The organism is Streptomyces sp. NPDC026394 (assembly GCF_055567735.1).
In genome coordinates this window covers 57,697-81,217 of the sequence record NZ_JBVHPX010000015.1, presented here as the reverse complement: position 1 = coordinate 81,217, position 23,521 = coordinate 57,697, and the positions used below count along the sequence as shown (strand labels likewise).

The following is a 23,521-nucleotide window of genomic DNA, read 5'->3' as shown; positions in this document are numbered from 1 at the left end:
TCAGTCTAACGAGCAGGCGGAATCCGCCTCGCCAATACCACATGGTGAGACACAGCGCTCACGTCACGAACGTCCGTGGACCGGCGTGGGCGCGCCGTTGCGCCCGCTCGGCCAGCACATGCCCGCTTCTCACAAGGGCACACGGAAAGGTAAGCCAGGTCACACCGGTCGCGGTGGCCGTTGCGGGCGCTTCGGGGCGCGTACCCGGCCGCGCGGCCGTCTCACACCCCGCGCAGCCCCAGCGGTCCGGCGATCTCCGCCGCCATGACCTTGCCGGCCTCCTCGGCGAGCCGCTCCTCGTCGCCGTCCGCCGCGTCACTGTCCGTGTCCAGGCCGTCCAGCTCGTCCAGCGGCTGGTCCAGCCGTACGTGGGCGACCAGCGACTGCAACGCGCGCAGCGCCGCGCTCGCCGTCGGCCCCCAGTTCGACAGGTACGAGAACTGCCACCACCACAGCGCCTCGCTGACCCGGCCCGCCCGGTAGTGCGCCAGGCCGTGCCGCAGGTCCGTGATGAGGTCCGCGAGGTCGTCGGAGATCCGGCAGGCGACGGGCGCGCTGCGCGGTACGTACGGGTCGAAGACCTCGGAGTAGACGTCCACCGGGTCCAGCAGCCGCGCGAACCGCTCCCGCAGCTCGTCGACGTCCGGTTCCGGGCCCACGTCGGGCTCGTACCGCTCGTCCGGCACGATGTCCTCGTGCGCCCCCAGCCGGCCGCCGGTCAGCAGGAGCTGGGAGACCTCCAGCAGCAGGAACGGCACGGCGCTGTCCGGCTCGTCACCCTTGGCCACCTCGGTGACCGCGACGATGAAGCTCTCGATCGAGTCGGAGATCTGTACGGCGAAATCGTCCGGATTCCGCGTGGCGTCGTGCAGCGTGGCATCAGACATCGAGAAGTCTCCTCCCTTCGAAGGCCCGCCCGAGCGTGACCTCGTCGGCATACTCCAGATCGCCCCCGACGGGCAGTCCGCTGGCCAGCCGCGTCACCCGCAGGCCCATCGGCTTGACCATGCGCGCGAGGTACGTGGCCGTGGCCTCGCCCTCCAGGTTCGGGTCGGTGGCCAGGATCAGCTCGGTGATCGTGCCGTCCGCGAGCCTGGCCAGGAGTTCCCGTATCCGCAGATCGTCGGGGCCCACGCCCTCGATCGGGCTGATCGCCCCGCCGAGCACGTGGTAGCGGCCGCGGAACTCCCGCGTCCGCTCGATCGCCACGACGTCCTTGGGCTCCTCCACGACACAGATGACCGCCGGATCGCGGCGCGGGTCCAGGCAGACCCGGCACTGCTCGTCCTGCGCGACGTTGCCGCACACGCTGCAGAACCGGACCTTCGCCTTGACCTCCATCAGCGCGTTCGCGAGCCGGCGGACGTCGGTCGGCTCGGCCTGAAGAATGTGGAAGGCGATCCGCTGCGCGCTCTTGGGACCGACGCCGGGCAGTCTGCCCAGCTCGTCGATCAGATCCTGGACCACGCCTTCATACACGGAACGTCTTCTCTCTCTTCTGCCGTGCTGCGTACGCTAGTTGTCTCCTCCCCGGAAAGGGAGACCCATCTTCCGACGACTTCGGCCCCGGAGATCCGGAACGGTGGTTCCGGAGCCGGAGCCTGTGTCGTCCTCCTGCCGCCTTCCGGTCGGCGGCCGTACGACCGGCGGCCGGTGGCCGGCGACCGGCGACCGGCGACCGGTGGCCGGTGGCTCAGAAGGGGAGGCCGGGAATGCCGCCGCCGCCCAGCCCCTGGGCGAGCGGGCCGAGCTTCTCCTGCTGGAGCTGCTGAGCGCTGGCGTTGGCGTCCCGTACGGCGGCCAGGACGAGGTCCGCGAGCGTCTCGGCGTTCTCCTCGGCGGTGCCCGCCTCGGGGTCCACCGCCTTGGGGTCGATGACCAGGCCCTGGAGCTCGCCGGAGCCGTTCACGGTCGCCTTGACCAGGCCGCCTCCCGCCGAACCCTCCACGGGCGTCTCGGCCAGCTCCTGCTGGGCCGCCGCGAGATCCTGCTGCATCTTCTGGGCCTGCTGGAGCAGCTGCTGCATGTTGGGCTGACCACCGGGGATCACTACGTGACTCCTGCCGTACGACAACGATTGGTGCGGTAGCCCGAGCCTACGTGCTCGAACGGCGCGACGCCCTACGCCGTACGGAGGAGCGGGGCCGTACGCCCGGCCGACCGTAGTACGGCAGCCATCCGGCGCGCGCCCGTACCCGATCAGCACGCCCGGAGCGAACGCTCAGTAACGCTCCGTACGGACGCGTCGACAGCCGCTCGACCGCTCAGTACTCGTTGTTGAACTCCTCGACCACCGTCGCGCCCAGCTCGCGGACGATCAGGTCGTGTCCGCTCAGCGCGGAGTCGACGAGGTCGGGGTCGTCCTCGGCGGGCATGTCGTCCTCGATCGACACCGGTGCGGGCTCCGGCTCGCGGTACGCGGACCGGGCAGCGCCACCACCGGCAGGCCCGGAGGCACCGGCCCCGGCCCCGGCCCCGTAGGAACCGCTGGAGTCGCCGTTGCCACCCTGACCGCCGTTGCCGCCGCCACCGTCATGGCCGCCCGCGGTCCCGTAGCCACCTCCACCGGACGCGGCCCCCGTCGGAGCCACCGCCTGCCGCGCCATCTGCGCACCCTGGCCGCCGCCCGCGTCGTACCCGGATCCGGACCCGGCCTGCGCGCCACCGGACGGAGCGCTCGGCCCGCCGCCCTGCGCCGGAGCGCCGGAGGAGCCGCCGAAGCCGCCGCCACCGCCGGCATTGCCGCCGCCGAAGCCGCCACCCTGCGGCGCGCCCCCGGCGGGCCCGCCGGGAGGATTGGTGCCCCCGGACGGGTCGACGATCGCCTCGACCTTCCACTGCACGTTGAACTTGTCGGCCAGCGCCTGCCGCAGCACGTCCTCGCTGCCGCCGTTGGCGAAGCTGTCCCGGGCTCCGGCGTTCGGGAAGCCGATCTGCAGCGTCGTGCCGTCGAAACCGGCGACCTGCGCGTTCTGGCTGAGCAGGATCCAGGTGAAGCGCCGGCGGCCCTTCACCGCCTCCAGGATCTCCGGCCACAGTTGCCGCACCTGCGCGGCTCCCTGCGCCATGCTCCCGCCGCCCTGAGCGGCCTGCTGCGCCTGCGGAGGCTGTGGAGACTGCTGTCCGTGCTGTACGGGTACGGACTGGCCGGGCTGCCCGGACTGGCCCGCACCGGCCTGCACGCCGCCACCGGCAGGGCCGCCGGCGCCCCCGGCGCCTCCCGGGCCGCCGCCCTGCCCCGGCGCCGCCGCCGTGGGCCACCCGCCAGGCTGCCGCCCGGCCGCGCCCCCGGCCGCCTGCTGCCCGGGCCACGCACCGGGCTGCCGCTGTCCGGCTCCCTGGCCTCCCCCCTGACCGGGCCAGGCCCCAGGCTGCGCCGCCTGCTCAGCGCCCGAGCCGGAACCCGCGCCGGCCCCTGCTCCTGCTCCGGTTCCTGCTCCTGCATTCGCCGCCCCAGGCCAAGCGCCCGGCGCGGCGGCAGCCGCAGCATCCGCCCCTGTGGATTCCGCCTGCCCCCCGCCGGAGGGCATCTCCCCAGCGGGCGCACCACCGGAGGACACCCCGGGCGCACTCGCCCCAGCACCAGCACCGATTCCGGCCCCGGCGCCGCCCCCGGCGCCCCCGCCGTTCATCCCCCGCACCGCGGCGCGCGCGGCGGCGGGGCCGGCAGGCCCGGCAGGCGACCCGGCTGGCGCGCCGGCGGGCGACCCCGAAGGCGGCATTCCCGCATGGGCACCCGGCCCCGGCACGTACTCGACCTCGGGCCCGCCGACCCCCGTCGTCACCGGCGCGCCGAGGCTCAGCCCGGCCGTGCTCGCCCCGCGCTCCAGGCGGTCGAGGCGCGCCTGCACCGAGCGCTCGTCGTCGTACGCGGCGGGCAGCAGCACCCGCGCACAGATCAGCTCCAACTGGAGCCGCGGCGAGGTGGCCCCCCGCATCTCCGTCAACCCGGTATTGACCAGATCGGCGGCCCGCGCCAGCTCCGCCCCTCCGAACACCGACGCCTGGGCCTGCATCCGCTCCACCACATCGGCGGGCGAATCGATCAGCCCCTTCTCCGCCGCGTCCGGAACCGCCGCCAGGATCACCAGGTCACGCAGCCGCTCCAGCAGGTCGGCCACGAACCGCCGCGGGTCGTTCCCGCCCTCGATGACCCGGTCCACGACCTCGAAGGCCGCCGCCCCGTCACCCGCGGCGAACGCCTCCACGATCGAGTCCAGCAGCGATCCGTCGGTGTACCCGAGCAGGGACGTGGCCATGGCATATGTCACACCCGCGTCGCCCGCGCCGGCGAGCAGCTGGTCCATCACCGACATCGAGTCCCGTACGGACCCGGCCCCGGCCCGCACGACCAGCGGCAGCACGCCGTCCTCGACCGGGATGTCCTCCTGCCCGCACACCTCGCCCAGGTAGTCACGCAGGGTCCCCGGCGGCACCAGCCGGAACGGGTAGTGATGCGTACGCGACCGGATCGTCCCGATGACCTTCTCGGGCTCGGTCGTCGCAAAAATGAACTTCAGGTGCTCCGGCGGCTCCTCGACCACCTTGAGCAGCGCGTTGAAGCCCGCCGACGTGACCATGTGGGCCTCGTCGATGATGTAGATCTTGTACCGGCTGGCGGCCGGCCCGAAGAACGCCTTCTCCCGCAGCTCACGGGCGTCGTCCACGCCACCGTGCGAAGCCGCGTCGATCTCGATCACATCGATGCTCCCCCGCCCGTTGCGCGCGAGGTCCACACACGAGTGGCACTCCCCGCACGGATCGGGGGTGGGACCTTTCTCACAGTTGAGACAGCGCGCCAGGATGCGCGCACTGGTCGTCTTGCCGCAGCCGCGCGGGCCGCTGAACAGATACGCGTGGTTGACCCTGTTGTTCCGCAAGGCCTGCTGCAGCGGATCGGTCACGTGCTCTTGCCCGATGACCTGAGCAAAGGTCTCGGGGCGGTAGCGGCGGTACAGCGCGAGGGACGACACGCATACGACGATATCGGCCCGCACCGACAACCGGGCCGCCCCCGATCCCCGGAACGCAAACGCCCCCCACGCACCCGCCAGAGCTCACTTACCCTTGCTGCCTTCCGGCCCTGGGGGAGTTCGGTGAGATAGCGCCACGTGAGGGGCTGTGCCCAACCCTAGCGGATCCCCCGCCCCCCGCACGACCCCACTCCGCTCCCACCCCACCGCAAGATCACTCCCACCCCTCTCGACGCCCCCTCCCGACCCCCTCCGGCGGATCATGTTCGCGAGCACCCCTCAACGTCTTGTATTGTTTGCGGCGGAGGATTCGCCTAGTGGCCTAGGGCGCACGCTTGGAAAGCGTGTTGGGGGCAACCCCTCACGAGTTCGAATCTCGTATCCTCCGCCAGTGCCTCACCGGGCACTACGTCGAAGGCCCCTACCGTCCGCGGTGGGGGCCTTCGTCGCGTCCGTCTCAGTTTTCGTCTCAGTTGGCCGGCGGAGCGCCTCCCCCGCCGCCCTCGCGCTCCGGCCCGGTCCCGCCCCAGAGCGCATCCCCGACCTGACGGGCGACCTGCTTCAGGAGCGGGCCCGTCACGTGCATGTACCGAGCGCGCATCCGGGCCGAGCCACCGGGTTCCCAGCCCATGATCGCGTCAACGATCACGTCCGGGACTCCCAGCAGAAGGAGGACGGCGCCGGCCGTGTGACGAGCGTCATGGAGCCGTCCGTCCCGTACTCCCGCGTTCTCCAGCAACTGCTTCCACCGGTGGTAATCAGTGTTCGGATTCAGCGGACCACCGGTCGGCTGAGCGAAGACGTACCCCCTGTCCTCCCCCCATCTCCTGGCGCTCGCGCTCCTGCTCCTCCTGGTGCTTACGAAGCAGCTTGATCAGCGGATCCGGAAGCCCCACGGTGCGCCGCCCGGCGCGTGACTTGGTGTTCTTGAACTCCCGCCGGGTCTGACGGCGCGCGGGGCAGTACCTCGGCTTCCGGCCGCAGGTGTACCCGCACCCGTGCTCATATCTGGGCCGCAGGCGGTTCTTGCGAAAGACGGATGTACCCAGCGTCCAGGTAGATGTCCTCCCACATGAGCCCGAGCGCTTCACCCTGGCGCAGCCCGAGGGCGAGGGCGATGATCCAGCGAGCGCTGTTGCGCGCCTTCGAGGCCGTCCGCAGAAGGCTCTGAATCTCCTCGATGGTGTACGGCTCGATCTCCTCCTCTTCGAGGCGCCCCCCGTACTGTTCCGACGATGCTTGGCACGGCTGCGCTGAGCACGCTCCCGCCGCTCGGCGGCAGCTTCCCGCTTCACGCGCTCGGCCTCTTCAATGGCCCTCGCCTCGGGCTTCCGCCCTGGTGCGCAGGGCCTCGCGCTCAGCAGCACGATCCCGTTCCGCTGCCTCGATGTCCGCCTCGACGCGCAGCCGCTCCGCTTCTCGCCGCGCGGCGCGTTCTTCTTGCTCCTGCTCGATGCGGGCCAGTTCGCGAGCTTTCGCGATTTCCGCTTGTTGAGCCTCACGAGCCAGGCGCGCGGAGTGCTCGCGCGCCTCGCGTTCCGCCTCACGCTCGTCCTGCTGCCGCACGGCGCGAGCCGCTTCCAGAGCCTGCTCACGTTCGGCTGCTTCGGCTCGCTCCCGCTCTTCCTGCGCGCGCCGCTCACGGGCGGCACGGTCGACGGCACGAGCGTCTTCCCACCCCATGCGCGGGTCGTGTCGCGGTGAGCGACGGCCTTGGCGGCGAGATACGTGCGGTATCCCGCGGAGGCCTCGGCCAGGATGATCAGCAGGAACGGTGCCACCGAGTGAAGCAGCAAGCCGCCGGCGTCCGCCTGTTCGGGGATGATCCGGAAGACGCCGTCCGCGTACAGGGACTGCCAACAGTTCATGATCCAGCCCGACATCCCTGCGAACCAGCGCAGGACGAACGGCCACGCACTCGCCCGGTAGTCGCCCTGCTCGGCCAGGACCCCGTCGACGTACAGGACGGTCAACAGGGCAAGTGACGCGGGCGGGGCGAGCATCCAGGCCACCCAGCCCGGTACGTGGTGCTTAACGGCGAACGTGGTGATGTTGACGCAGGTGAAGACCAGAGCCCCGATGCCCAGCACCAGCAGGGAACGGGTCACCAGGCGCCCGACCTTCTCCAACTGCTCGATCGCTCGGCGAGCCGCTCCGGCTTCCTGCTCTGTCACCGGTGCGGCTCCTCCCGTCGTCGAAATCGTCGACGCCGGGAGGACCGACGGCGCAGTTGAATCAGTCGGGGGCGTGGCCACCCGCCACCTCCCCACGCTCGGGCCCGCACTCGCACTCCTCCGCGGGGGCACCCCGCCCGACCCAGCAGGCGCACACCGCGGATAGCGGGCCGACGGCGACCGCCTCACCCGGCAGGAACCTGCACCGGTCACTTCGTCGAGGCCGGCTTCATCGCGGCGTCCAGTGGCGTGAAGCCGTACTCGGTCTCGTCGTAGTCGAAGTATCCGTTCGCAGGGGAAGTCCTTCCGCTACGTCGTGGGCCGACCGGCGAGGCGGGTGCCGCCGCCGGGCGCGTACCCCAGCGAGTCGGGGACGTCCGCCTCGATCGAGGCCACGGTGATCCGGGTGACAAGGTCGAGCAGCTCGGGCGCGTCGAGGATTCCGCGGCCTGCGTCGAGCCGGGCCTAGCGCTCTTCCGCGCTCTCGCTTTCGTCACCGAGCCAGAGCTCGGGCGGCGTGCCGAGGGACAGCTCTACGTCGTCGATGACGAGCTGGTGGCTGCCGAACCAATGCTTCATGGGTGCTCTCCTGACCTGAACGGGCTGGCAGGCAGCCCCGGAGCGACGGCGTTGTCCTTTGCACGGGAGTACCGGCGCTCCGGCAGATCTGTGTTGAGCGAGCCGCGCGCCGGCGAGGGCCGGGCAGCGGCGCCCATTCGTCGTGGGCGAGTGGCCATGGCCGTCAGCGCCTCCGCGAGGAGGCGCCAGGGCCAAAACCACTGGTACGGGCACGGTCTGCTTGCCAGGCGCCGTGCCATTCAGTTCTCAAGGAACGGACGCTTCCTTCGACCCCGTTTCACGGAGATCTCCGGGCGCGAGCACTGCGGGATCGCGCGGCTCTGCCGGCGCGGGCAGGCATGGGCGAGCGGCGCGATAGGTCGTAAAGACCTCATGTCCTCTACTTCTCTTGAGGAGAGCTCATGAACATAGGACCAGTCCTGATGTCGTCAACTCCTCTTGAGGACTTATGCTGAAACCGTCCAACGATCAGGGACGGTGAGCACCACATGGCCAAGAAGTACGAGCGGATCGCTGACGAGTTGCGTCAGCACATCCGCGCAGGCCAGCTGAAGCCTGGAGAGCGTCTTCCGGCGGAGACCACACTCGCGAAGCGGTACAAGACCAGTGTGCCGACGATGCGCGACGCGCTGGGCGAGCTGCTGGCCGAGGGGCTGATCGATAAACGGCACGGGGTCGGCAACTTCGTCCGCAAGCCCCCACAGCGCGTGGAGCGCACCAACGAGCGCCACCAGTGGGAGAAAGACCGGGCGCGCGCGGCACGGAACGAGCGTGAAAAGACCGGCGCCACCGAGCACGACACCGGCCTCACCGTCTCTGATCTCGTCTTCAAGGCCCGGTACCGCGAAACGAAGGCCGACGAGGACCTGGCCGCAGCCTTCGCCGTCCCCGTAGGCACCCGGCTGCTCGAACGTGTCTACCGCACCTACCCGCGTGACGGGGACGCGGCCTTCAGCCTCGTGTGCTCCCACCTCGTCCACGACGTGGTGGCGGCCAACCCTGACCTTCTCGACGAGACCAACGAGCCGTGGCCAGGTGGCACCCAGAGCCAGCTGCACACCATCGGCATCGAGCTCGACCACATCGTCGAACGGATAACGGCCCGGCCTCCGACATCAGAGGAGGCCGAGGAGCTCGGCCTCCAGAAGGGCGTCTCCGTGATCGTGCTCCGCAAGATCTCCATCGACACCGAGGGACGGGTGGTGGACGTCTCCGACGTGATCATGCCCGGCGACCGCACCGAGCTGGTTTTCACGACCCGCCTGGACCGGTGGTGACGATGACGAACCTCATCACGGTGATCACGGCCGTCCACCCGCCGGCCGCGAAGTACCTGGCCGACGCGTACAAGTCGCTGACCGAGCAGCAGCTGCCGGACGGCTGGGACTGGCAGTGGGTGATCCAGGAAGACGGCGAGACCGACGGCGTAACGCCCCACCTGCCCGACGACCCGCGCATCTCCTTCGGCCAGGGCCGGCAGGGCCGCGCCGCGGTCGCACGCACGCTAGGCCTGTCCCGCGCCGAGGGCGAGTACGTCAAGGTCCTGGACGCTGACGACATGCTGACCCCGGGCGCTCTGGCACGCGACCTCCAGGCCCTCGCCTCCGACTCTTCCCTCGGCTGGGCCACCTCTCGCGTACTGGACCTCCTCCCCGACGGCTCTACCGTCGGCTTCGACCAGGACCCGCCCGAGGGCCCGATCGAACGTGGCACCGTCCTCCAGCACTGGAAGGCCCACAACTACCGCGCCCAGGTCCACCCGGCGACCCTCTTCATACGCCGTGACCTGCTCCTGGCGCTGGGCGGATGGATGGCCCTGCCGGCGAGCGAGGACACCGGTCTGCTGATGGCCCTGAGCGCGGTCAGTCGCGGGCATTTTTCCGCCGAGACGGGGCTGCTGTACCGGAAGTGGCCTGGACAGGCGACGAACCAGGCGGCCCACGTCCATGAAGGCGAGCGGGAGGCACGGTTCGCGGTGGTCGAGGCCAGAGCGCGCACCTTGGCGGCAATGGAAGGCTGGCAATACCAAGCCGAGCAGTAACGGCTCGGGAACAACGGGGGTGTGGCTAAGCCTCACCCCCGTTGTTTTTCGCTGGGAGATGCTCGACTGAGCTCGCGGGCACCAGACATGGGCCAATGCCTCGTCGTGCCAATCGCACAGGTCAGCACAGCTCATCGTCGCGACATATGAATGCTCAACGGGCCTCGCCCGCGGCGATGTCGACGCCGCGTACGACCTATCCGTGCACCTCCTGGCGAGGAAGCACGAGAGCCACTAAAACGGCGGACCACCCTCTTGTCAGTAGGGCATGGGGGCCGTGTATGTTGGCATTGGTGTGCCGGGAAGTCTGGTCGGCGAGTAAGGGACAAGTCTCTTCGCTGACTGGGGGTAGACCACATGGTTGCTGCGTATTTTTGTATGGCCGCGGTATGCGAACCGCCCGCATCGTCAGCTTCTGTCTGCGCGTCAAAACGTCGGCATGGCCGACTACATGCGCCTCATTCCTATTCCCCCAGCAGTCCCCTGCATCGTATCCGGCCGCCTGGCGGATGTGGCGTTGCTGTGATGTGACCGGGCTGCATCGGGAAGACCTCGGCCAGAGTGCCGTCCGTTCCGCCTTCCTGACCAGTATCACTGCCCAGGACCGCATGTGAAGAGCGGGAAGCGTCACTTCAAAAGTGCGACCGAAGAAGCGAGTTGAGTCACATGTCTTGGGCTGACACTCAGTTGATGGCTCCGCCGGGCGGCCAGAACAGTCCAGCCTTTCTGCAGTGGACTGCAGTCGGGTTCGGGCTTTGGTTGCTGTTCGCCGTTGTCGCTACCTGGGAGAGCCGTAGAAGGAAAAAGAAACTCCCGGTGGAGCAGCGTGTCGATGTGCTGCGTGAGGAGCTGCGTACGGGCACTCCGAATGCTCGTGGTCACATTCGTGTCGATCCGGTCGGCTATCCGGGCATCTCTGTCAGTCAGGCCGAGGACGTCGCACGCGAAGAAGGTTTTCTCCGGCAGTCGCAGGGAGCAAAAGGTCAGTGGCTTTTCTATCGCGTGGGAACGCAGCCTGGTTCTTCAACAGGCGTCGATGTACGAGGGGGGCCTGCCCCTGAGGTAGTGCGCGAGAGCGCGGCGGCTCGCCGCGTAGCCGAAGAATTCCGCACACAGGACGGTTTCGACCCCCTGGACGAAACGACACTGGCGACGGCGGAGAAGGAACTTCGGACAGCTCGCGCCAGAAGCGACCGGGCAACTGTCAGATGCGCGCTGGCTCTTTTGGGGTGGGTGTTCGCGGAGATCCTCGCGCGGTTCGCGTGGGGCGAATGGCCACTTTATGCGGCCTTTCAAATATGCGCGGCGATACTTCTGATAGTTGGTGTACGAATGCTCATCAGGGCGCGGAGGCTAAGAGCGGAAGGGCGCAGGAAGGATGGAGTGGTCCTCGCCGCCTACCGCGACACGGTAGCTGCGCAGGCGGATGAGAAAAAGAGTCGGCGTGAACCTGAGTAATAGGTGAAAGCGATGTCGGACTTCTCGGTTGATTTGGCGCAGTTGCGCAAGCTGAAGAAGAAGCTGGAAGACAGTGAGAGTCAGATGGAGGAGGCCCTGCGCAGGATGAAAGATACAGGGCCGAAGAACCTCGGAAAACGATCGCTTGACAAAGCGTGTGAAGACTTCGAAGACGACTGGGAGCACGGCCTGAAAGAGACAAAAAAACGACTGAAGACGCTCAATGAAGCGCTGCCAGCCATTCTCAAAGCATACGAGAAGACCGAAGAGGAGATCAAGCAAGGGTTCGCGAATTCTGGAGGAAAGACCAAGTGAGTGACGACTGGAGCGGGCTGGGGTGGAACCCGACACCTGGCCACCCGAACTTGGCTAACAATCTCGCCGGCAATCTCTCAAAAACGGCGGCAACCCTCAAGAGCACCTACGATTTGCTCGATTCCCTGGACAAGGAAAGCTCCTACTGGAGCGGCGAAGCGGCGAAGGCGTTCACCGAAAAAATATCAGACCTCCCCGACTATCTCAGCCGGGCCCACGAGTCACTCGAAGCGGCAGGAGGAGAAATAAAGAAGTGGAGTGATGCGCTGTACGACATGAAAGTCAAGGCCAGAAACTATGAGGAGGACGCTAAAGACGCAAGAGAAAAGGTCAAGAATGCTGAGCATCAGTACGAGGGAGCCCGAACCCATCCCGATCTGAAGCTTTCCGGGCAGGTATTCGAGACCAAGGCTGAACTCGACAGTGCCCAGCATCGACTGGACGTCGCCCAGGGGCGTATGGACAGTGCCTCGCGTGCGGTGGAAAACGCGAGGGCCAAGCTTCAGAACCTGATCGATGACGCGAAGAAGCTGGAGCGTGAACACTCCGACACGGCGCAAAATTTCGCTGATCAGATACGGAAACATGCCAGTGACCATGCTCCCGACGGTGGATTCTTGGACAAACTCGGGGACTGGTGGGACGAACACGGAGGCGATCTGCTGACCGTTGTTGCCACCATCGCAGGTATCGCTGCCATCTTCGTTCCGGTGCTCGCGCCGATAGCTATCGGACTTAGCCTGGCTGCTGCGGCTCAGCACGCCAACCAGTACATCAAGAGCGGAAAGGACATGTTTCCGCCGACATCGAAGAACATCAGCGAATGGGCGACGCTGGCTGGCGACGTACTCGGTGCCGTTCCGGGTGTCGGGCCCGCGATCAAGGGGACCAAGGCTGCTATTGGTGCCGGGCGGGCCAGCTTTGGGGCTGCTCGTGGCGCTGGTGCGGTGGCCAAAAGTACCGCGACTGTCTCGCAGGCAGCAAAAACAGGAGCTGTGCACTTCAGAGAATTCGCCAAAGCAGCAGACCCCTCGAATCGTGTCATGGGGAAGCCCATCGAATGGGCGGCTCAGAAACTGGGGTCGTCGCGAGCGGCTGCTGAGATGACCGCTGACGTGACGCAAGCTGTTGTAACCGGTGGTCTCGCTGTGCCCACGGCCCAGACTTTGGACATCTGCTGGACTCACAGCGACGCCACAACTGACAGAGCGTTGCGAGGAACAGAAATCAATGACGGTCTTGTCGGCGCCGGCATGGCCGTCGACCCGTTGAAGAAAATTTTCACCGTGGCCAAGGCGTTGTGATGGATCGAGATCTCGACAGCACAGTAGTGGCTGAGTTGCTACCGATGTGGTACGCGCTGCCTGAGGGTTTCCACCCCGTCGACCTGGCGCAGGAACCCGGGACTCGTATGGATGCCCACTACGACGCGCTCACCCGGATCTACCCTGCGGCAACTTCGAAGCAACTGATCACCAGCGTCCTCAGCTTCGAAGCGACGCTCAGCAAGCTGGTCGAAGAGGGGCTCGTCCACTTCAGCTCTTTCACCTTGCGGACAGATGATGGGCTGCTCCTCACTGGAACATGCAATATCGCTGTGGCCGATCGGCCGATGGGAGACCCCAACCTCTACCCGCGAGCCGTGCTCGACGCGCAACCAGACGGAGGCGGTAGGGATGAGCACAGGGGCATCGTCGAGTTGCCCGCAGGGCTCGCTGCGGTCGTTGTGTCGGACACGGTGATTCCGGTGCCAGGAGTGTTCTTCGGAGTTCCCGAAAACGGGGCCACCGAAGTTCTATCCGTCAGCTTTCACATGGCGTTCCCTCGCTTGCCCAAAGCTGTGGTGGTAACACTGTCGACGGAAGAGTTCCAAGCGCAGGAGGAATTCCTGGAGCTGGCGACGGTGGTGGCCGGCGGTATCAGCTTCACCGCCCCGCAACTGCACCAGGGTATTGGCCCCCTGGCTGACGCGGAAACCGCGGCCGCCGCGTCCCCCTTCGGATGACCATCGCAGGCATTCAACCGACGAACTGCATGCGGCGCAGAGTGCGCGGAGACGACCGAGGTTGCCGGGACACTCAGGGCAGGGCTTCAGCACCAACGCGGGAGAAGAGCAGCTCGCTCTCCTCGGTGATCGGCTCTCGCCACCGGATCGGCACCGCTGCTTCGCGTCGCAAGGCTGCCGGGTAACGGCTGGCGGTGTAGTCGTTCGGAAGGCGGTACATGTGGAATCCGTTCGCCCGCAGCGCGCCCAGCAGTTCCTCAGCCGATTCCCCGAGTTCGAGCATCCGCTGCGGCGTCACCTCGATGGCCAGCTCCGCGTCGGGCCGGAGCTGGTCGAGCAGCGGGACCAGCCCCCGTACGACGGAGCCTTCAGCCCCCTCCACATCAATCTTGATCACCCGGGCTCGTGCAAGCTCATCAGCACTGAGGACTTCCGACAGCGGCTGAGCAGCTACTTCGAAAGTGGACTCGGCCTCACCGGCATACGGCACGATGCTGTTGGCCCCCATGTTGTGGGAGCTCGCGAGGGTGAAGGTGAGCATCTCCTCACGGTCCGAAATCGCGGCGTTCACCGCACGAACGTTTCTGCACCCGTTGATCACCACCTGCTTGCGCAGCACGCGGTGGAAGTCCGGGGACGCCTCCAGAGCAACCACAGCCCCCTTCTCGCCGACCAGCCGCGAGGCGAGCAGGCTGTAGTAACCGATGTTCGCGCCCACATCGACGAAGACGTCGCCCGGCCGGAGCCGTCGCTCCAGCCATCGCGTCAGATGCGGTTCCCAGACCCCGAAGAGGTAGATGTACCGCTGGATCAGGTCCTGGGTGTCGGTGACGATCGTGGCGCCGAAGCGCGTACGGGCCCGGCGGATGCGCGGGTGGTCGCGCAGGCCGGCGTTCAGGTAGGACTCCACGATGCCGGCCTTGCCGAGCGTGCCCGGGGCGTAGCGCACGTACCAGCGGGAGAGGTCGAACCTGAACTGCGTGAGGAGAGAAGTCACCTGAGCCCTCGAAGAAGTTGAGCCGGCCGTGCGGATCGGATCACCCTACGTACGGCGCTCGATCGGCACCTCGTAAACGATCTCGCAGTACGCGTCCGGCACGACGATGTCCGCCGTTTCGACCGGCCGGCCGTCCTCCGAGATGTACGTACGCCGGATGTGCGTGACCAGCGCGCTCTTCGGGATACCGAGAAGGTTCGCCTCCGCGGTGGTGGCCTGCCGGGGCTCCGGCCGCTCGACGGCGTGAGTGATCGCCACGCCGATGGCGGCCATCCGCTCGATGACTCCTCGACCGGCGTACGGTCCGCCCTCGGGCAGCACCACGATCGTGCCCTCGGTGATGCTGTACGGCTCCCAGCTGGTCGACAGCTGCACCGGCTTCCCGTCGGCCAGGAATTCGTACGCCGTGCGGACGCACAGGTCGCCTTCGGCGATGCCGAGCCGCGAGGCGATCTCACGAGGGGCGGGCACCTTCGCTTCGGTGCTGTGCTCCCACGTACCGTGCTTCCCGAGCCCCGCCATGTCGGCGCGGAACGGCGCTCCGCCGCGCTGCTCCCGCGACGAGGACCTGACCATGCGCAGCCGCTGCCGCGGCTCAGCAACATAGGTGCCGGAACCGGCGCGGCCCTCCAGCAAACCCTGCGCGATCAGCAGCTCCTGCGCGCGCCGGATGACGTTGTCGCCCACCCCGTACTCGCCGGCGAGCTGCGCGCGCGACGGCAGCCGGTCACCGGGGGACCAGTCGCCGTCGGCGATGCTCTGCCGGAGCCGGTCAGCGACGGCGAGGTACGGAGGCTGCTCAGGCATGTAGCAAATCTAGTCCACTAGCTCTATTCTAGTTAACTAGCTTCACAGTGAGTGATCAATCTGCACGGAGGACCCGCCGTGCCTGCACCTGCATCCCGAGCGCAGGACATCGCGGCACGGCTCACCGCCGCCGGCTACGAACCGCACGTACACCGGCGCCTCACCCGGATCCACGTCGTGACCAAGGTGCTCGGCGAGCCGTCCCCGCCCCGCCGGCAGGCCCTCCTTGCCGCACCAGACCGCGCTGATCGATTCGGCCTTCGTGGGAACGAGCACGGGCTCACCGCCTGGGCCCTCGTCTGGACGATGCCGTGTCGACAGCCCCCAACGACGCGACGAGGACATGAACCCGTGAACGCCGACAAGAGGAGAACCCCTGTACCCGAGCTTGTGGAGGCGATGAGCCCACATGGCTGACCGGTACGAGCAGATCGCCGCCGACCTGCGTAAGCAGATCGAGGACGGCACTCTTCCAGCCGCTGCACGGTTGCCTTCCGAGAGCGCCCTCGCCGTGCAGCATCGCGTCGGCTTGCCGACCGTGCGGCACGCGCTGAACGTTCTGCAGGCGGAAGGGCTGATCGAGAAGCACCACGGTCGGGGCACGTTCGTCCGAGCAGCGAACTAAAAGATCGAGTACGCGAACAACCGGCACCACCGAGCTGCTCAGCCTCCCGACGTCTCCAGCTCACCGCAGGGACGTGCTCTCGACGGCTCCCCGGAGGTCACCGTGAGCTGCTATGAGGTCTGGGCCAACGACGAGCTGGCGTCGCGGATGAACGTACAGGTCGAGACGCGACTGCTTGAGCTCGTCGAACGCGGCCGGCGCCCGAAGGACGAAGCTCCGTACAGCATCGTGCGCTCCTACCTGCTGTACGCGATGGCGCCCCCGGCACCGGCGGAACTTGCGAGCGCTGCCTCTCCGTGGGGCGACGCGTCCGTGGATTGGCTGACCGAGGCCGGCATTGAACTGGACCACATCCTCGAACGGCTTACGGCCCGGCCACCGAGCGCAAGGGAGGCGGCCGAACTCGGCATCTCTCCCGGCGTGGCAGTGATCGCGATTCAGCGCACGTCGTACGACGCGCGCGGCACGGTGGTGGAGGCGGCTGACTTGTTGATGTCCGGAGACCGCGTGGCGGCGGTGTACTCCACGCCGTGCGTGCGTACGCGTCAGCCCTACTGAGGTATCACCATTCGGGCGGCCGTACCGGGATCAGCCCCCCCCGGTACGGCCGCTCTGACGATCAGCGGCCCCGGTCCGAGTGCCTATAGCGGCGCCGCCAGGACGAATCGACGCCTACCCCTCGGTCGTCACCGCTTCCTGTCGAGGTCCAGGTCAAGCATCCGGATCGCGTTGCCGCGGAGGACCTTGTAAGCCACGTCCGGCGGCATCCCGGCGACGTGCTCCGCGGCCACCTTCTTGGTGTGCGGCCACGTCGAGTCGACATGCGGATAGTCGGTCTCGAAGGTGGCATTGTCGACGCCAACCGTCTCGATCGATGCGACGCCGTGCTTGTCGCGGAAGAAGCAGCAGAAGACCTGCCGGTAGTAGTACGTCGAGGGCGGTTCGGGGATCAGGTCGCGTACGCCGCCCCAGGCGCGGTGCTCCTCCCACACGTCGTCCGCGCGCTCCAGGGCGTAGGGGATCCACCCCATCTGCCCTTCCGCGTAAGCCAACTTCAGTCTGGGGAACTTCACCAGGACGCCGCTGAAGAGGAAGTCCATCATCGATGCCATGGCGTTGTTGAAGGACAGCGAAGCTTGCACGGCCGGGGGAGCGTCCGGCGAGGCGGCCGGCATCTGCGACGACGAGCCGATGTGCATGCACACCACCGTTCCCGTCGCCTCGCACTCCGCGAAGAATGGATCCCAGTAACCCGAGTGGATACTCGGCAGCCCCAGGTAGGTGGGGATCTCGCTGAAGGTCACGGCGCGTACCCCTCGGGCAGCGTTACGCCGAATCTCCTGCACCGCCAGGTCGACGTCCCACAAGGGGATCAGACACAGCGGGATCAGCCGCCCGCCGCTGTCCCCGCACCACTCCTCCACCATCCAGTCGTTGTACGCGCGGACGCACGCCAGGCCGACTTCCTTGTCCTGGGCCTCGGCGAAGGTCTGCCCGCAGAAGCGGGGGAAGGTCGGGAAGCACAGCGACGCCTCGACGTGGTTGAGGTCCATGTCCGCGAGGCGTGCCTTCGGGTCCCAGCAACCGCGCCGCATCTGCTCCCGGGTGATGCCGTCGAGTGTCATCTCGTCCCGGGAGAACCCGACGGCCGCGATGATCCGCTTGTACGGGAAGAGGTTTCCCTCGTACCGCCACCAGTCCGTCAGCTGGCCGGCCGGATCCGTCGTGAACTTGTACTTGCCTCCGATGTACGCCAGCTCGCCGATACCGGCGGTGAACGGCTTCGGCCCGAGATCGCGGTACTTCGCGGGCAGCCAGGTCTCGAAGAGGTGCGCCGGTTCGATCACGTGGTCGTCAACGCTGATCACGCGGGGGATGTCGATGGACTCGGTGGTGCTGTTCGTGCCCTTCATGCCGTTCGCCTGGCCAGTCATGAGGCCCCTCTCAGCGGTCGCCGCGTCGGCGACGTACCTGACGACCCGTCAGTTCGAGGGTATAGACGTCCCCGCCGACCAACAAGCCGCCGTCAGCACCGCCTTCCCGACGGCGGCACGCCACTGAGCGCCACTGCGCAGGCGCCCGACTCCCCGAGGTAGGCGCGGCTGGCCGCGGAGAGTGAAATCTCAAAGGGGAGCGGTAGAAGCGTCACCACCGACTATGCTAGTTAACTAGCTGTACGTTGAGTGATTGACCCGTGCCTGATCTGCCGCCTGTCACCACCGAGCATCCACGTAAACCCAGCGGCGACCAGCACTCGCGGATCACTCAAGCCGCAAGCTCCATGGCGCCTGATCACAGAGACCCCCGCGGCCGCGGCGAACGGCCCGGGGGTGTGGCCAACCTGAGAGTGCAGGTCAACATGCCGCACCGTACCGCTCACTTCATCAAGTCGCTTCTTCAGCCGCTGCTCCCCAGCCAAGGGCGCCATTGCGCCGCCGCCACCCGACGCCTCCAAGCCGCAGGTACCGCGCCGATCAGCCGCCAACCCGTCAGGCCCACCAGTCATGTCCCACTACTACGCGGCGAAGACGTGGCCCTCATCCGCCCGTGCCTGATCGCGTACGAGGAACAGGAAGAAGAGCGACTCCAGCGGCAACGCCGCCGAGCCCTGTGGCTGGCCGTGCATGGCATCGACGTCGGCCCGTATTGGATTCACGGTGTGCAGGTGGCGACATGAGCACCGCATCAGGGCTGCGCCTGCTCCCGTGGTCCGGCCCGAACGGACGACGCTGCTACGTAGCGACGGACGGCACCCCCGGCTTCGTATCGCGCCTGGCAGACAGCATGGAAGAGGCGCAGCTCAACATCGGAGAAGAGCTCCTCGACCACGCCGGCCGGCTGCTGGACGACCCCAAGGCGTCGTCGGGCGAGCTCCACTTCCTGGCTCGTCGGCTGCGCGAAGCACGGGTGGACGCGCTACGAGTCGCAGACAGCCGCGGCGAACGAATCCCCGATCGGGACGATGACGACGAGCCCGACGACGACCTTGAGGACTCCTCACGGTCGACTGAGGAGCCGACATGAGGTCGACCTACCGCTTCACCGAGTGAACGTTGAGCGCCGTCCCGGGCGCGGAGATCCGGTACTACGGGAAGTGCCTGGAATGCTTCGCCCAGTCCACCGACACCGAGGCATCCGACGATGCGCAGCTCTGGTGCCTGAAGCACGCCGGCCTCTCCAGATGCACCAGGTACGAGGTCGTCGCCTTCCAACACTTCGACGCCCACCCCGCTGACAGCCCCTCCACCGCACAACCCAACTGAGGACCGACCGGGGGGCCGCCGAGCCGGCACGGGCCTGGCCGCCCCCGGTCTCCAAACCTCTCGGCGTGCCTGCTCGGCGGTCCACCCGCTGAGCGTCGTCACCGAGGCACCACCGGCCGAGGGGCGGCGTCGGCCCAGCCCGGCGTCGGCAGCCCGGTTTCCAGCTGTGTCCCCACTGGAAACCGGGCTGCATCACGTTGAGCCCCACCCACGTACCTTGACCACCTTCCCCTCCCCAGCCACAGGCTTACGTCACCGCACCCCGTGCGCCCCGCCGCACTCATGAACTCCTCAACACGACAACACAAGTTCCGTGTCTGGGGGATGGCTTGGGGACCAATGAGCAGTTCGTGACGATCGCTGCCGTACTCCTGGGCGCGATGAGCTCGTACGTGGCCAACTTCCTCATGGAGCGGAGCCGCAACAGGTACCAGCTCAAGACCCGCTGGGACGACAAGAAGCTCAGCGCCTACGAGACCTACATCGACCGGATGCGAGCCTGCATTTTCCTGGCCGCCCAGCTCTACGAACAACGCGAGGGCATGCGCGAACCGGAGAAGCCGGAGCAGGAACTGCTCGCCGACGTAGCGGAGGCAGGACGCCTCCGAGGCAGGGCCTTCGAACGCGTCACGCTGCTGGGCGGCGACGACGTCGTAGAGGCAGCCCACGAACTCAACGCCGCAGCCCTAGAGGTCGACTGGCAAGCCGCAGGCAAGACGGCCGGCACCTTGCAGCAGTGGCGAGACCGAAACCGGGCCGTCTTCCGCTCCATCAACGAATTCCACGAGGCAGCCCGCAAAGACCTCGGAGTTCAAGGGACCGTCATCGGGAGCAAGCACCCCGAGCGCGACCTATTGCTGCCACCGCCCCGGCCGGGGAGTCGCAGTACCGGTGCGTAAACGGGATGGATTGCAGGAAGTTCGCTCCGCTCACAGCACCCGGCCCTTAACCAGGCCTGTGCTCCCTTTCGCCTTATCACTTCCGTCCGGCGCACACAGCACACAGCCAACCGATGCTAGAGACCGAGGCACACTGAGGCTTGGCTCACGACGTGGAGATTTCGCAAGAAGCTCTGCATTTCACTTCGCTGTTCAACCCCACCCATTGCCCCCTTGCCGCGGATCGCAGCCTCGCCCCGACCATGGTCTTCGAGGGATGACGATCAGCGCAACGGGGTAGAGCGACAAGTGCTGCTGATCTCGTCATGTCGGGCTCCGGAGACGTCAGGATCTTGCGGGCGCCTGTCCTCGACTCACGCAAGAAGTTGGTACACGGTCGGCGATCGCAGGCCGACGCCTCGAAATCTGCCCGTCAGTTCGGCCCTGGGCGAGCCTCCCGACCTCCTCCAAGCGAACCGGGGCCGCACCCGTTCTTTTCGGAGCCGGGCCACTAGAAGTCGACAAGCCCGCCACAGGCTGCGCTAAGTTCGACCGAAACCCAAGCCTCACGTCGACGACGGCACGCCCCAGCATCTCCCGGCCGGAGGCAACCAACGCATCTGATCGGTGACACGGCTGAGGCCTGTCATGATCGGGCTCCTAGTCCTCCCGGGACACGGGCCAGAACGCAGGTGAACACACTTGCACATGCCCGATGTGGCCTACCAACAGACTTGGAAAGCGTGTTGGGGGCAACCCCTCACGAGTTCGAATCTCGTATCCTCCGCCAGTGCCTCACCGGGCACTAACGTCGAAGGCCCCGACCGAGAAACCGGCCGGGGCCTTCGACGTTCTCTGGTCGCAAGTGCCGCGGACGCAGCCCCGGCGGAGTTGTGGCGCGGCGGCTGTGTGCGGGCGTGCCGGTGGGGCCGGCATCGTTTCGGGCCCGCAGGCACGGGACGCCTCGGTGGGGGTCAGCGGCACAGGGCGGTATCCACCGCGCGTTCGAGATTCCTCCGGGACGCCTCGCCGGTGAGCTGCAGGGTGACCGCGACGTTGGTGGCGCGGCCGTCGTCGGTGGCGCCGCCGCGGGTCTCGTACCCCGGGAAACTACCGCCGTGGCCCCAGGCCAGGCCGCCGCACGGCAGCGGCCTGCTGACGAGTCCCAGGCCGTAGCGGGCGCCCGGGCCGAAGGTCGCTTCGGCCGGGACGGTGGAGCGCATCTGGGCAAGCTGGGCCGCGGGCAGGAGGCGGCCGGCCAGGAGCGCGGTGAAGAAGCGGTTCAGGTCGGAGTTGGTGGAGATCATCTGTCCTGCCGCCCAGCCCCAGGAAGGGTCGATCTCTGTGATGTCGCGCAGCGGCGTCCCCGCCGGCTCCTGGTGGTAGCCGTGCGGGTGAGGCTCCCGGATGCTCGCGTCCCCCGGTGAGGGAAAGTAGGTGTGGCGCAACCCGGCGCGTCGGACGACCCGCCGGTCGATCTCGTCGGCGATAGGTCGGCCGGTGACCTTCTGGACGATCAGGCCGGCGAGCACGTAGTTGGTGTTGCTGTACTTCCAGCTCTCCCCGGGGGCGAATTCGGCCGGGTGGCGGAGAGCTGTGGCGAGCAGTTCACGGGGGCTGTAGTAGCGGACGTCGTCCCCGAGGCGGTTGCTGTAGTCGGGAAGCCCACTGGTGTGCTGGAGGAGCCGGCGGACGGTGATGTGCCGTCCGTCGATGCCCTCTCCGCGGACGAGGCCGGGCAGGTAGGTTTCGACGGTGGCGTCCAGACTCATTCTCCTCTCCGCGACGAGCTGGAGAACGACGACCGCGACGAAGGTCTTGGTGTTGCTGCCGATCCGCACCTGCCCGTCGACGGGCACCGGCGCGCCTGTGGCCAGGTCACCGATCCCTGCGGTGTAGGTCCGGTTGCGGCCGCCGGGGCCCTTGACGCTCGCCAGCGCCGCGGGTGTCCCGCCGTCGCGCACCAGCGCGTTCAGGCTCTGTTGGACGGCGTCCGGCCTGGCGGCTGAGGCGGCGGGCGGGGCCAGGGCCCCCAGCGTCAGCACACCGATGGTCACCGCGGCTGCGCCGGGCAGGATCTGTCGCCGCGTGCCGTGCGGCCGGCCCGTCGAGCGGAGTACTCGCCGCTTCTGTCCACGCATGAGTCAAGTCCTGAGAGTCGTTGGAGCGTCGTCCGGGTTGCCGGTTGCGTGCTTCAGCCGCACAGGGCCTTGTCCACGGCGTCGTTCACGTGCCGTGCGGCCGCCTTGTCCGTCGGGATGCTGGTGACCGCGACGTTGGCAGCGCGGCCGTCGTCGGTGACACCGCCCCGCGTCTCGTACCCCGCGATGTCACCGCCGTGGCCCCAGTAGACGCCGCCGCACGACAGTGGCCTGCTCGTGAGCCCCAGTCCGTAGCGGAGGCCGGAGGTCCCGGCGGGGACGGTCGTGCGCATCTCGGCGAGTTGGGCCGCCGGGAGGAGGCGGCCGGCGAGGAGCGCGGTGAAGAAGCGGTTCAGGTCGGAGTTGGTGGAGATCAACTGGCCCGCGGCCCAGCCTGCGGAGGGGTCCATCTCCGTGAAGTCGCGCAGTGGTCCGTCCGCCGGGTTGCGGTGGTAGCCCCGAGGGTGCGGCTCTCGGACGGTCATCTCGCCGGGGGCGGGGAAGTACGTGTGACGCAGCCCGAGGCGCTTGATGATGCGCCGGTCCATCTCCTCGGCGAGGGGGCGGCCGGTGACCTTCTGGACGATCAGGCCAGCCAGGACGTAGTTGGTGTTGCTGTACCCCCAGGTTTTCCCCGGAGCCGCGTCAGCCTGGTGCTTGAGCGCGAGGTCGAGCAGCTCGCGGGGCTCGAAATACCGTTTCCTGATCTCGTCGTCGTCGAGGTGGATGCCGTAATCGGGGAGTCCGCTGGTGTGCTGGAGGAGCTGACGGACCGTGATGCGGCTCCCGTCGATCCCCTTTCCGCGGACCAGGCCGGGCAGGTAGGTGTCCACGAAGGCGCCGAGGTCGATCTTTCCCTCGCCGACGAGCTGCAGCACCACAACCGCCGTGAACGCCTTGGTATTACTGCCGATCCGCACCTGACCGTCCCTGGGCACTTTCGAGCCGGTGGCCAGGTCGCCGACTCCCGCGGTGTAGGTGCGGGTGCGGCCGTTCCGGTCCTGGACGCTCGCCAGCGCGGCGGGCATCCCATCGTCGCGCACCAGCGTGTTCAGGGCCTGCTGGACGGCGTCCGGCCTGGCGGCGGCAGCAGCGGAGGCGGCGGGCGGGGCGAGGGTGCCCAGCGTCATGACACCGATGGCCACCGCGGCCGCGGCCGAAACGGCTCGTCGACGCCGACCGCCCCGCCGGGCCGCGGAACAACGGCTCTGCCCTGTCTGAGTACGCATGAGTCAACTCCTGGGTCATCGTTTCGTCGGAGCACG

Annotated in this window: 22 protein-coding genes, 1 tRNA gene, 1 other RNA gene and 1 pseudogene; 13 read left to right on the top strand and 12 right to left on the bottom strand. The window is 67.7% G+C overall.

Features of this window, described 5'->3' with window-relative positions; all coding sequences use genetic code 11:
- Nucleotides 1–221 precede the first annotated feature (221 nt).
- The 5 genes from ACZ4QV_RS29445 to ffs form a co-directional block, all read right to left on the bottom strand.
- Nucleotides 222–887, bottom strand: a complete 666-nt coding sequence (locus tag ACZ4QV_RS29445; RefSeq protein ID WP_030019637.1) for a DUF5063 domain-containing protein — start codon at nucleotides 885–887, stop codon at nucleotides 222–224.
- Nucleotides 880–1,479 carry a recombination mediator RecR gene (gene recR, locus ACZ4QV_RS29440; RefSeq protein ID WP_003984655.1) on the bottom strand — a complete coding sequence of 200 codons (600 nt, stop codon included), beginning with the start codon at nucleotides 1,477–1,479 and terminating at the stop codon, nucleotides 880–882. The genes ACZ4QV_RS29445 and recR overlap by 8 nt, the downstream gene beginning before the upstream one ends.
- 214 nt (nucleotides 1,480–1,693) lie before the next feature.
- Nucleotides 1,694–2,050 carry a YbaB/EbfC family nucleoid-associated protein gene (locus tag ACZ4QV_RS29435; protein ID WP_106968753.1) on the bottom strand — a complete coding sequence of 119 codons (357 nt, stop codon included), beginning with the start codon at nucleotides 2,048–2,050 and terminating at the stop codon, nucleotides 1,694–1,696.
- A 214-nt stretch (nucleotides 2,051–2,264) separates the two neighbouring features.
- Nucleotides 2,265–4,973 carry a DNA polymerase III subunit gamma and tau gene (locus ACZ4QV_RS29430; protein ID WP_467763607.1) on the bottom strand — a complete coding sequence of 903 codons (2,709 nt, stop codon included), beginning with the start codon at nucleotides 4,971–4,973 and terminating at the stop codon, nucleotides 2,265–2,267.
- Between the two features lie 52 nt (nucleotides 4,974–5,025).
- Nucleotides 5,026–5,124: signal recognition particle sRNA small type (ffs, locus tag ACZ4QV_RS29425), an RNA gene on the bottom strand.
- 152 nt (nucleotides 5,125–5,276) lie between these two features.
- Between ffs and ACZ4QV_RS29420 the strand changes: the two genes are divergently transcribed.
- Nucleotides 5,277–5,364 (top strand) — tRNA-Ser (locus tag ACZ4QV_RS29420).
- 78 nt (nucleotides 5,365–5,442) lie between these two features.
- Here ACZ4QV_RS29420 and ACZ4QV_RS29415 read toward each other — a convergent pair.
- Nucleotides 5,443–6,188, bottom strand: a pseudogene (locus tag ACZ4QV_RS29415) (site-specific integrase); the annotation flags it as partial.
- A gap of 96 nt (nucleotides 6,189–6,284) precedes the next feature.
- Between ACZ4QV_RS29415 and ACZ4QV_RS29410 the strand changes: the two are divergent.
- From ACZ4QV_RS29410 to ACZ4QV_RS29380, 7 genes are all read left to right on the top strand, one after another.
- The gene (locus ACZ4QV_RS29410) at nucleotides 6,285–6,677 is read left to right on the top strand and encodes a hypothetical protein (RefSeq protein ID WP_467763606.1); all 393 of its coding nucleotides are present in this window, start codon (nucleotides 6,285–6,287) and stop codon (nucleotides 6,675–6,677) included.
- A gap of 1,537 nt (nucleotides 6,678–8,214) precedes the next feature.
- Nucleotides 8,215–9,003 carry a GntR family transcriptional regulator gene (locus ACZ4QV_RS29405; RefSeq protein WP_361155422.1) on the top strand — a complete coding sequence of 263 codons (789 nt, stop codon included), beginning with the start codon at nucleotides 8,215–8,217 and terminating at the stop codon, nucleotides 9,001–9,003.
- A 2-nt stretch (nucleotides 9,004–9,005) separates the two neighbouring features.
- The gene (locus ACZ4QV_RS29400; RefSeq protein ID WP_361155420.1) at nucleotides 9,006–9,767 is read left to right on the top strand and encodes a glycosyltransferase family 2 protein; all 762 of its coding nucleotides are present in this window, start codon (nucleotides 9,006–9,008) and stop codon (nucleotides 9,765–9,767) included.
- 666 nt (nucleotides 9,768–10,433) lie between these two features.
- A complete protein-coding gene (locus ACZ4QV_RS29395) occupies nucleotides 10,434–11,225 on the top strand; it encodes an MntP/YtaF family protein (RefSeq protein ID WP_361588055.1) in 792 nt (263 codons plus the stop codon).
- A 12-nt stretch (nucleotides 11,226–11,237) separates the two neighbouring features.
- Nucleotides 11,238–11,540, top strand: a complete 303-nt coding sequence (locus tag ACZ4QV_RS29390) for a hypothetical protein (protein WP_361588053.1) — start codon at nucleotides 11,238–11,240, stop codon at nucleotides 11,538–11,540.
- Nucleotides 11,537–12,844, top strand: coding sequence for a putative T7SS-secreted protein (locus ACZ4QV_RS29385; RefSeq protein WP_467763605.1), 1,308 nt, complete (start codon nucleotides 11,537–11,539; stop codon nucleotides 12,842–12,844). The genes ACZ4QV_RS29390 and ACZ4QV_RS29385 overlap by 4 nt, the downstream gene beginning before the upstream one ends.
- Entirely contained in the window at nucleotides 12,844–13,545 is a 702-nt protein-coding gene (locus ACZ4QV_RS29380) for a hypothetical protein (protein ID WP_467763604.1), read from the top strand. Before ACZ4QV_RS29385 ends, ACZ4QV_RS29380 begins: the two co-directional genes overlap by 1 nt.
- A 73-nt stretch (nucleotides 13,546–13,618) precedes the next feature.
- Here ACZ4QV_RS29380 and ACZ4QV_RS29375 read toward each other — a convergent pair whose 3' ends face one another.
- Entirely contained in the window at nucleotides 13,619–14,542 is a 924-nt protein-coding gene (locus ACZ4QV_RS29375) for an FkbM family methyltransferase (RefSeq protein WP_467763603.1), read from the bottom strand.
- Between the two features lie 45 nt (nucleotides 14,543–14,587).
- On the bottom strand, nucleotides 14,588–15,349 hold the full coding sequence (locus ACZ4QV_RS29370; RefSeq protein WP_467763602.1) for a GntR family transcriptional regulator: 762 nt from the start codon (nucleotides 15,347–15,349) through the stop codon (nucleotides 14,588–14,590).
- A 409-nt stretch (nucleotides 15,350–15,758) separates the two neighbouring features.
- On the opposite strand from ACZ4QV_RS29370, the gene ACZ4QV_RS29365 reads away from it, so the two are divergent.
- Entirely contained in the window at nucleotides 15,759–15,974 is a 216-nt protein-coding gene (locus tag ACZ4QV_RS29365; RefSeq protein WP_361155407.1) for a winged helix-turn-helix domain-containing protein, read from the top strand.
- A gap of 102 nt (nucleotides 15,975–16,076) precedes the next feature.
- Nucleotides 16,077–16,532, top strand: a complete 456-nt coding sequence (locus ACZ4QV_RS29360) for a UTRA domain-containing protein (RefSeq protein ID WP_467763601.1) — start codon at nucleotides 16,077–16,079, stop codon at nucleotides 16,530–16,532.
- A 128-nt stretch (nucleotides 16,533–16,660) separates the two neighbouring features.
- Here ACZ4QV_RS29360 and ACZ4QV_RS29355 read toward each other — a convergent pair whose 3' ends face one another.
- Together ACZ4QV_RS29355 and ACZ4QV_RS29350 are read right to left on the bottom strand one after the other, a co-directional pair.
- Nucleotides 16,661–17,908: an amidohydrolase family protein gene (locus tag ACZ4QV_RS29355; protein ID WP_361588041.1), complete on the bottom strand. Its 1,248-nt coding sequence runs from the start codon at nucleotides 17,906–17,908 to the stop codon at nucleotides 16,661–16,663.
- A 581-nt stretch (nucleotides 17,909–18,489) separates the two neighbouring features.
- Nucleotides 18,490–18,630, bottom strand: a complete 141-nt coding sequence (locus ACZ4QV_RS29350; RefSeq protein ID WP_467763600.1) for a hypothetical protein — start codon at nucleotides 18,628–18,630, stop codon at nucleotides 18,490–18,492.
- Nucleotides 18,631–18,647: 17 nt separating this feature from the next.
- On the opposite strand from ACZ4QV_RS29350, the gene ACZ4QV_RS29345 reads away from it, so the two are divergent.
- From ACZ4QV_RS29345 to ACZ4QV_RS29335, 3 genes are all read left to right on the top strand, one after another.
- Nucleotides 18,648–18,998 carry a hypothetical protein gene (locus ACZ4QV_RS29345; protein WP_361588039.1) on the top strand — a complete coding sequence of 117 codons (351 nt, stop codon included), beginning with the start codon at nucleotides 18,648–18,650 and terminating at the stop codon, nucleotides 18,996–18,998.
- A gap of 29 nt (nucleotides 18,999–19,027) precedes the next feature.
- Complete coding sequence (locus ACZ4QV_RS29340) at nucleotides 19,028–19,237, top strand: DUF7848 domain-containing protein (RefSeq protein WP_361614396.1); 210 nt, start codon at nucleotides 19,028–19,030, stop codon at nucleotides 19,235–19,237.
- 350 nt (nucleotides 19,238–19,587) lie between these two features.
- On the top strand, nucleotides 19,588–20,136 hold the full coding sequence (locus ACZ4QV_RS29335) for a hypothetical protein (RefSeq protein WP_467763599.1): 549 nt from the start codon (nucleotides 19,588–19,590) through the stop codon (nucleotides 20,134–20,136).
- Between the two features lie 953 nt (nucleotides 20,137–21,089).
- On the opposite strand, the gene ACZ4QV_RS29330 is transcribed toward ACZ4QV_RS29335, so the two are convergent.
- On the bottom strand, nucleotides 21,090–22,256 hold the full coding sequence (locus ACZ4QV_RS29330) for a serine hydrolase domain-containing protein (RefSeq protein WP_361588033.1): 1,167 nt from the start codon (nucleotides 22,254–22,256) through the stop codon (nucleotides 21,090–21,092).
- Nucleotides 22,257–22,309: 53 nt separating this feature from the next.
- On the bottom strand, nucleotides 22,310–23,485 hold the full coding sequence (locus ACZ4QV_RS29325) for a serine hydrolase domain-containing protein (protein ID WP_467763598.1): 1,176 nt from the start codon (nucleotides 23,483–23,485) through the stop codon (nucleotides 22,310–22,312).
- Between the last annotated feature and the right edge of the window lie 36 nt (nucleotides 23,486–23,521).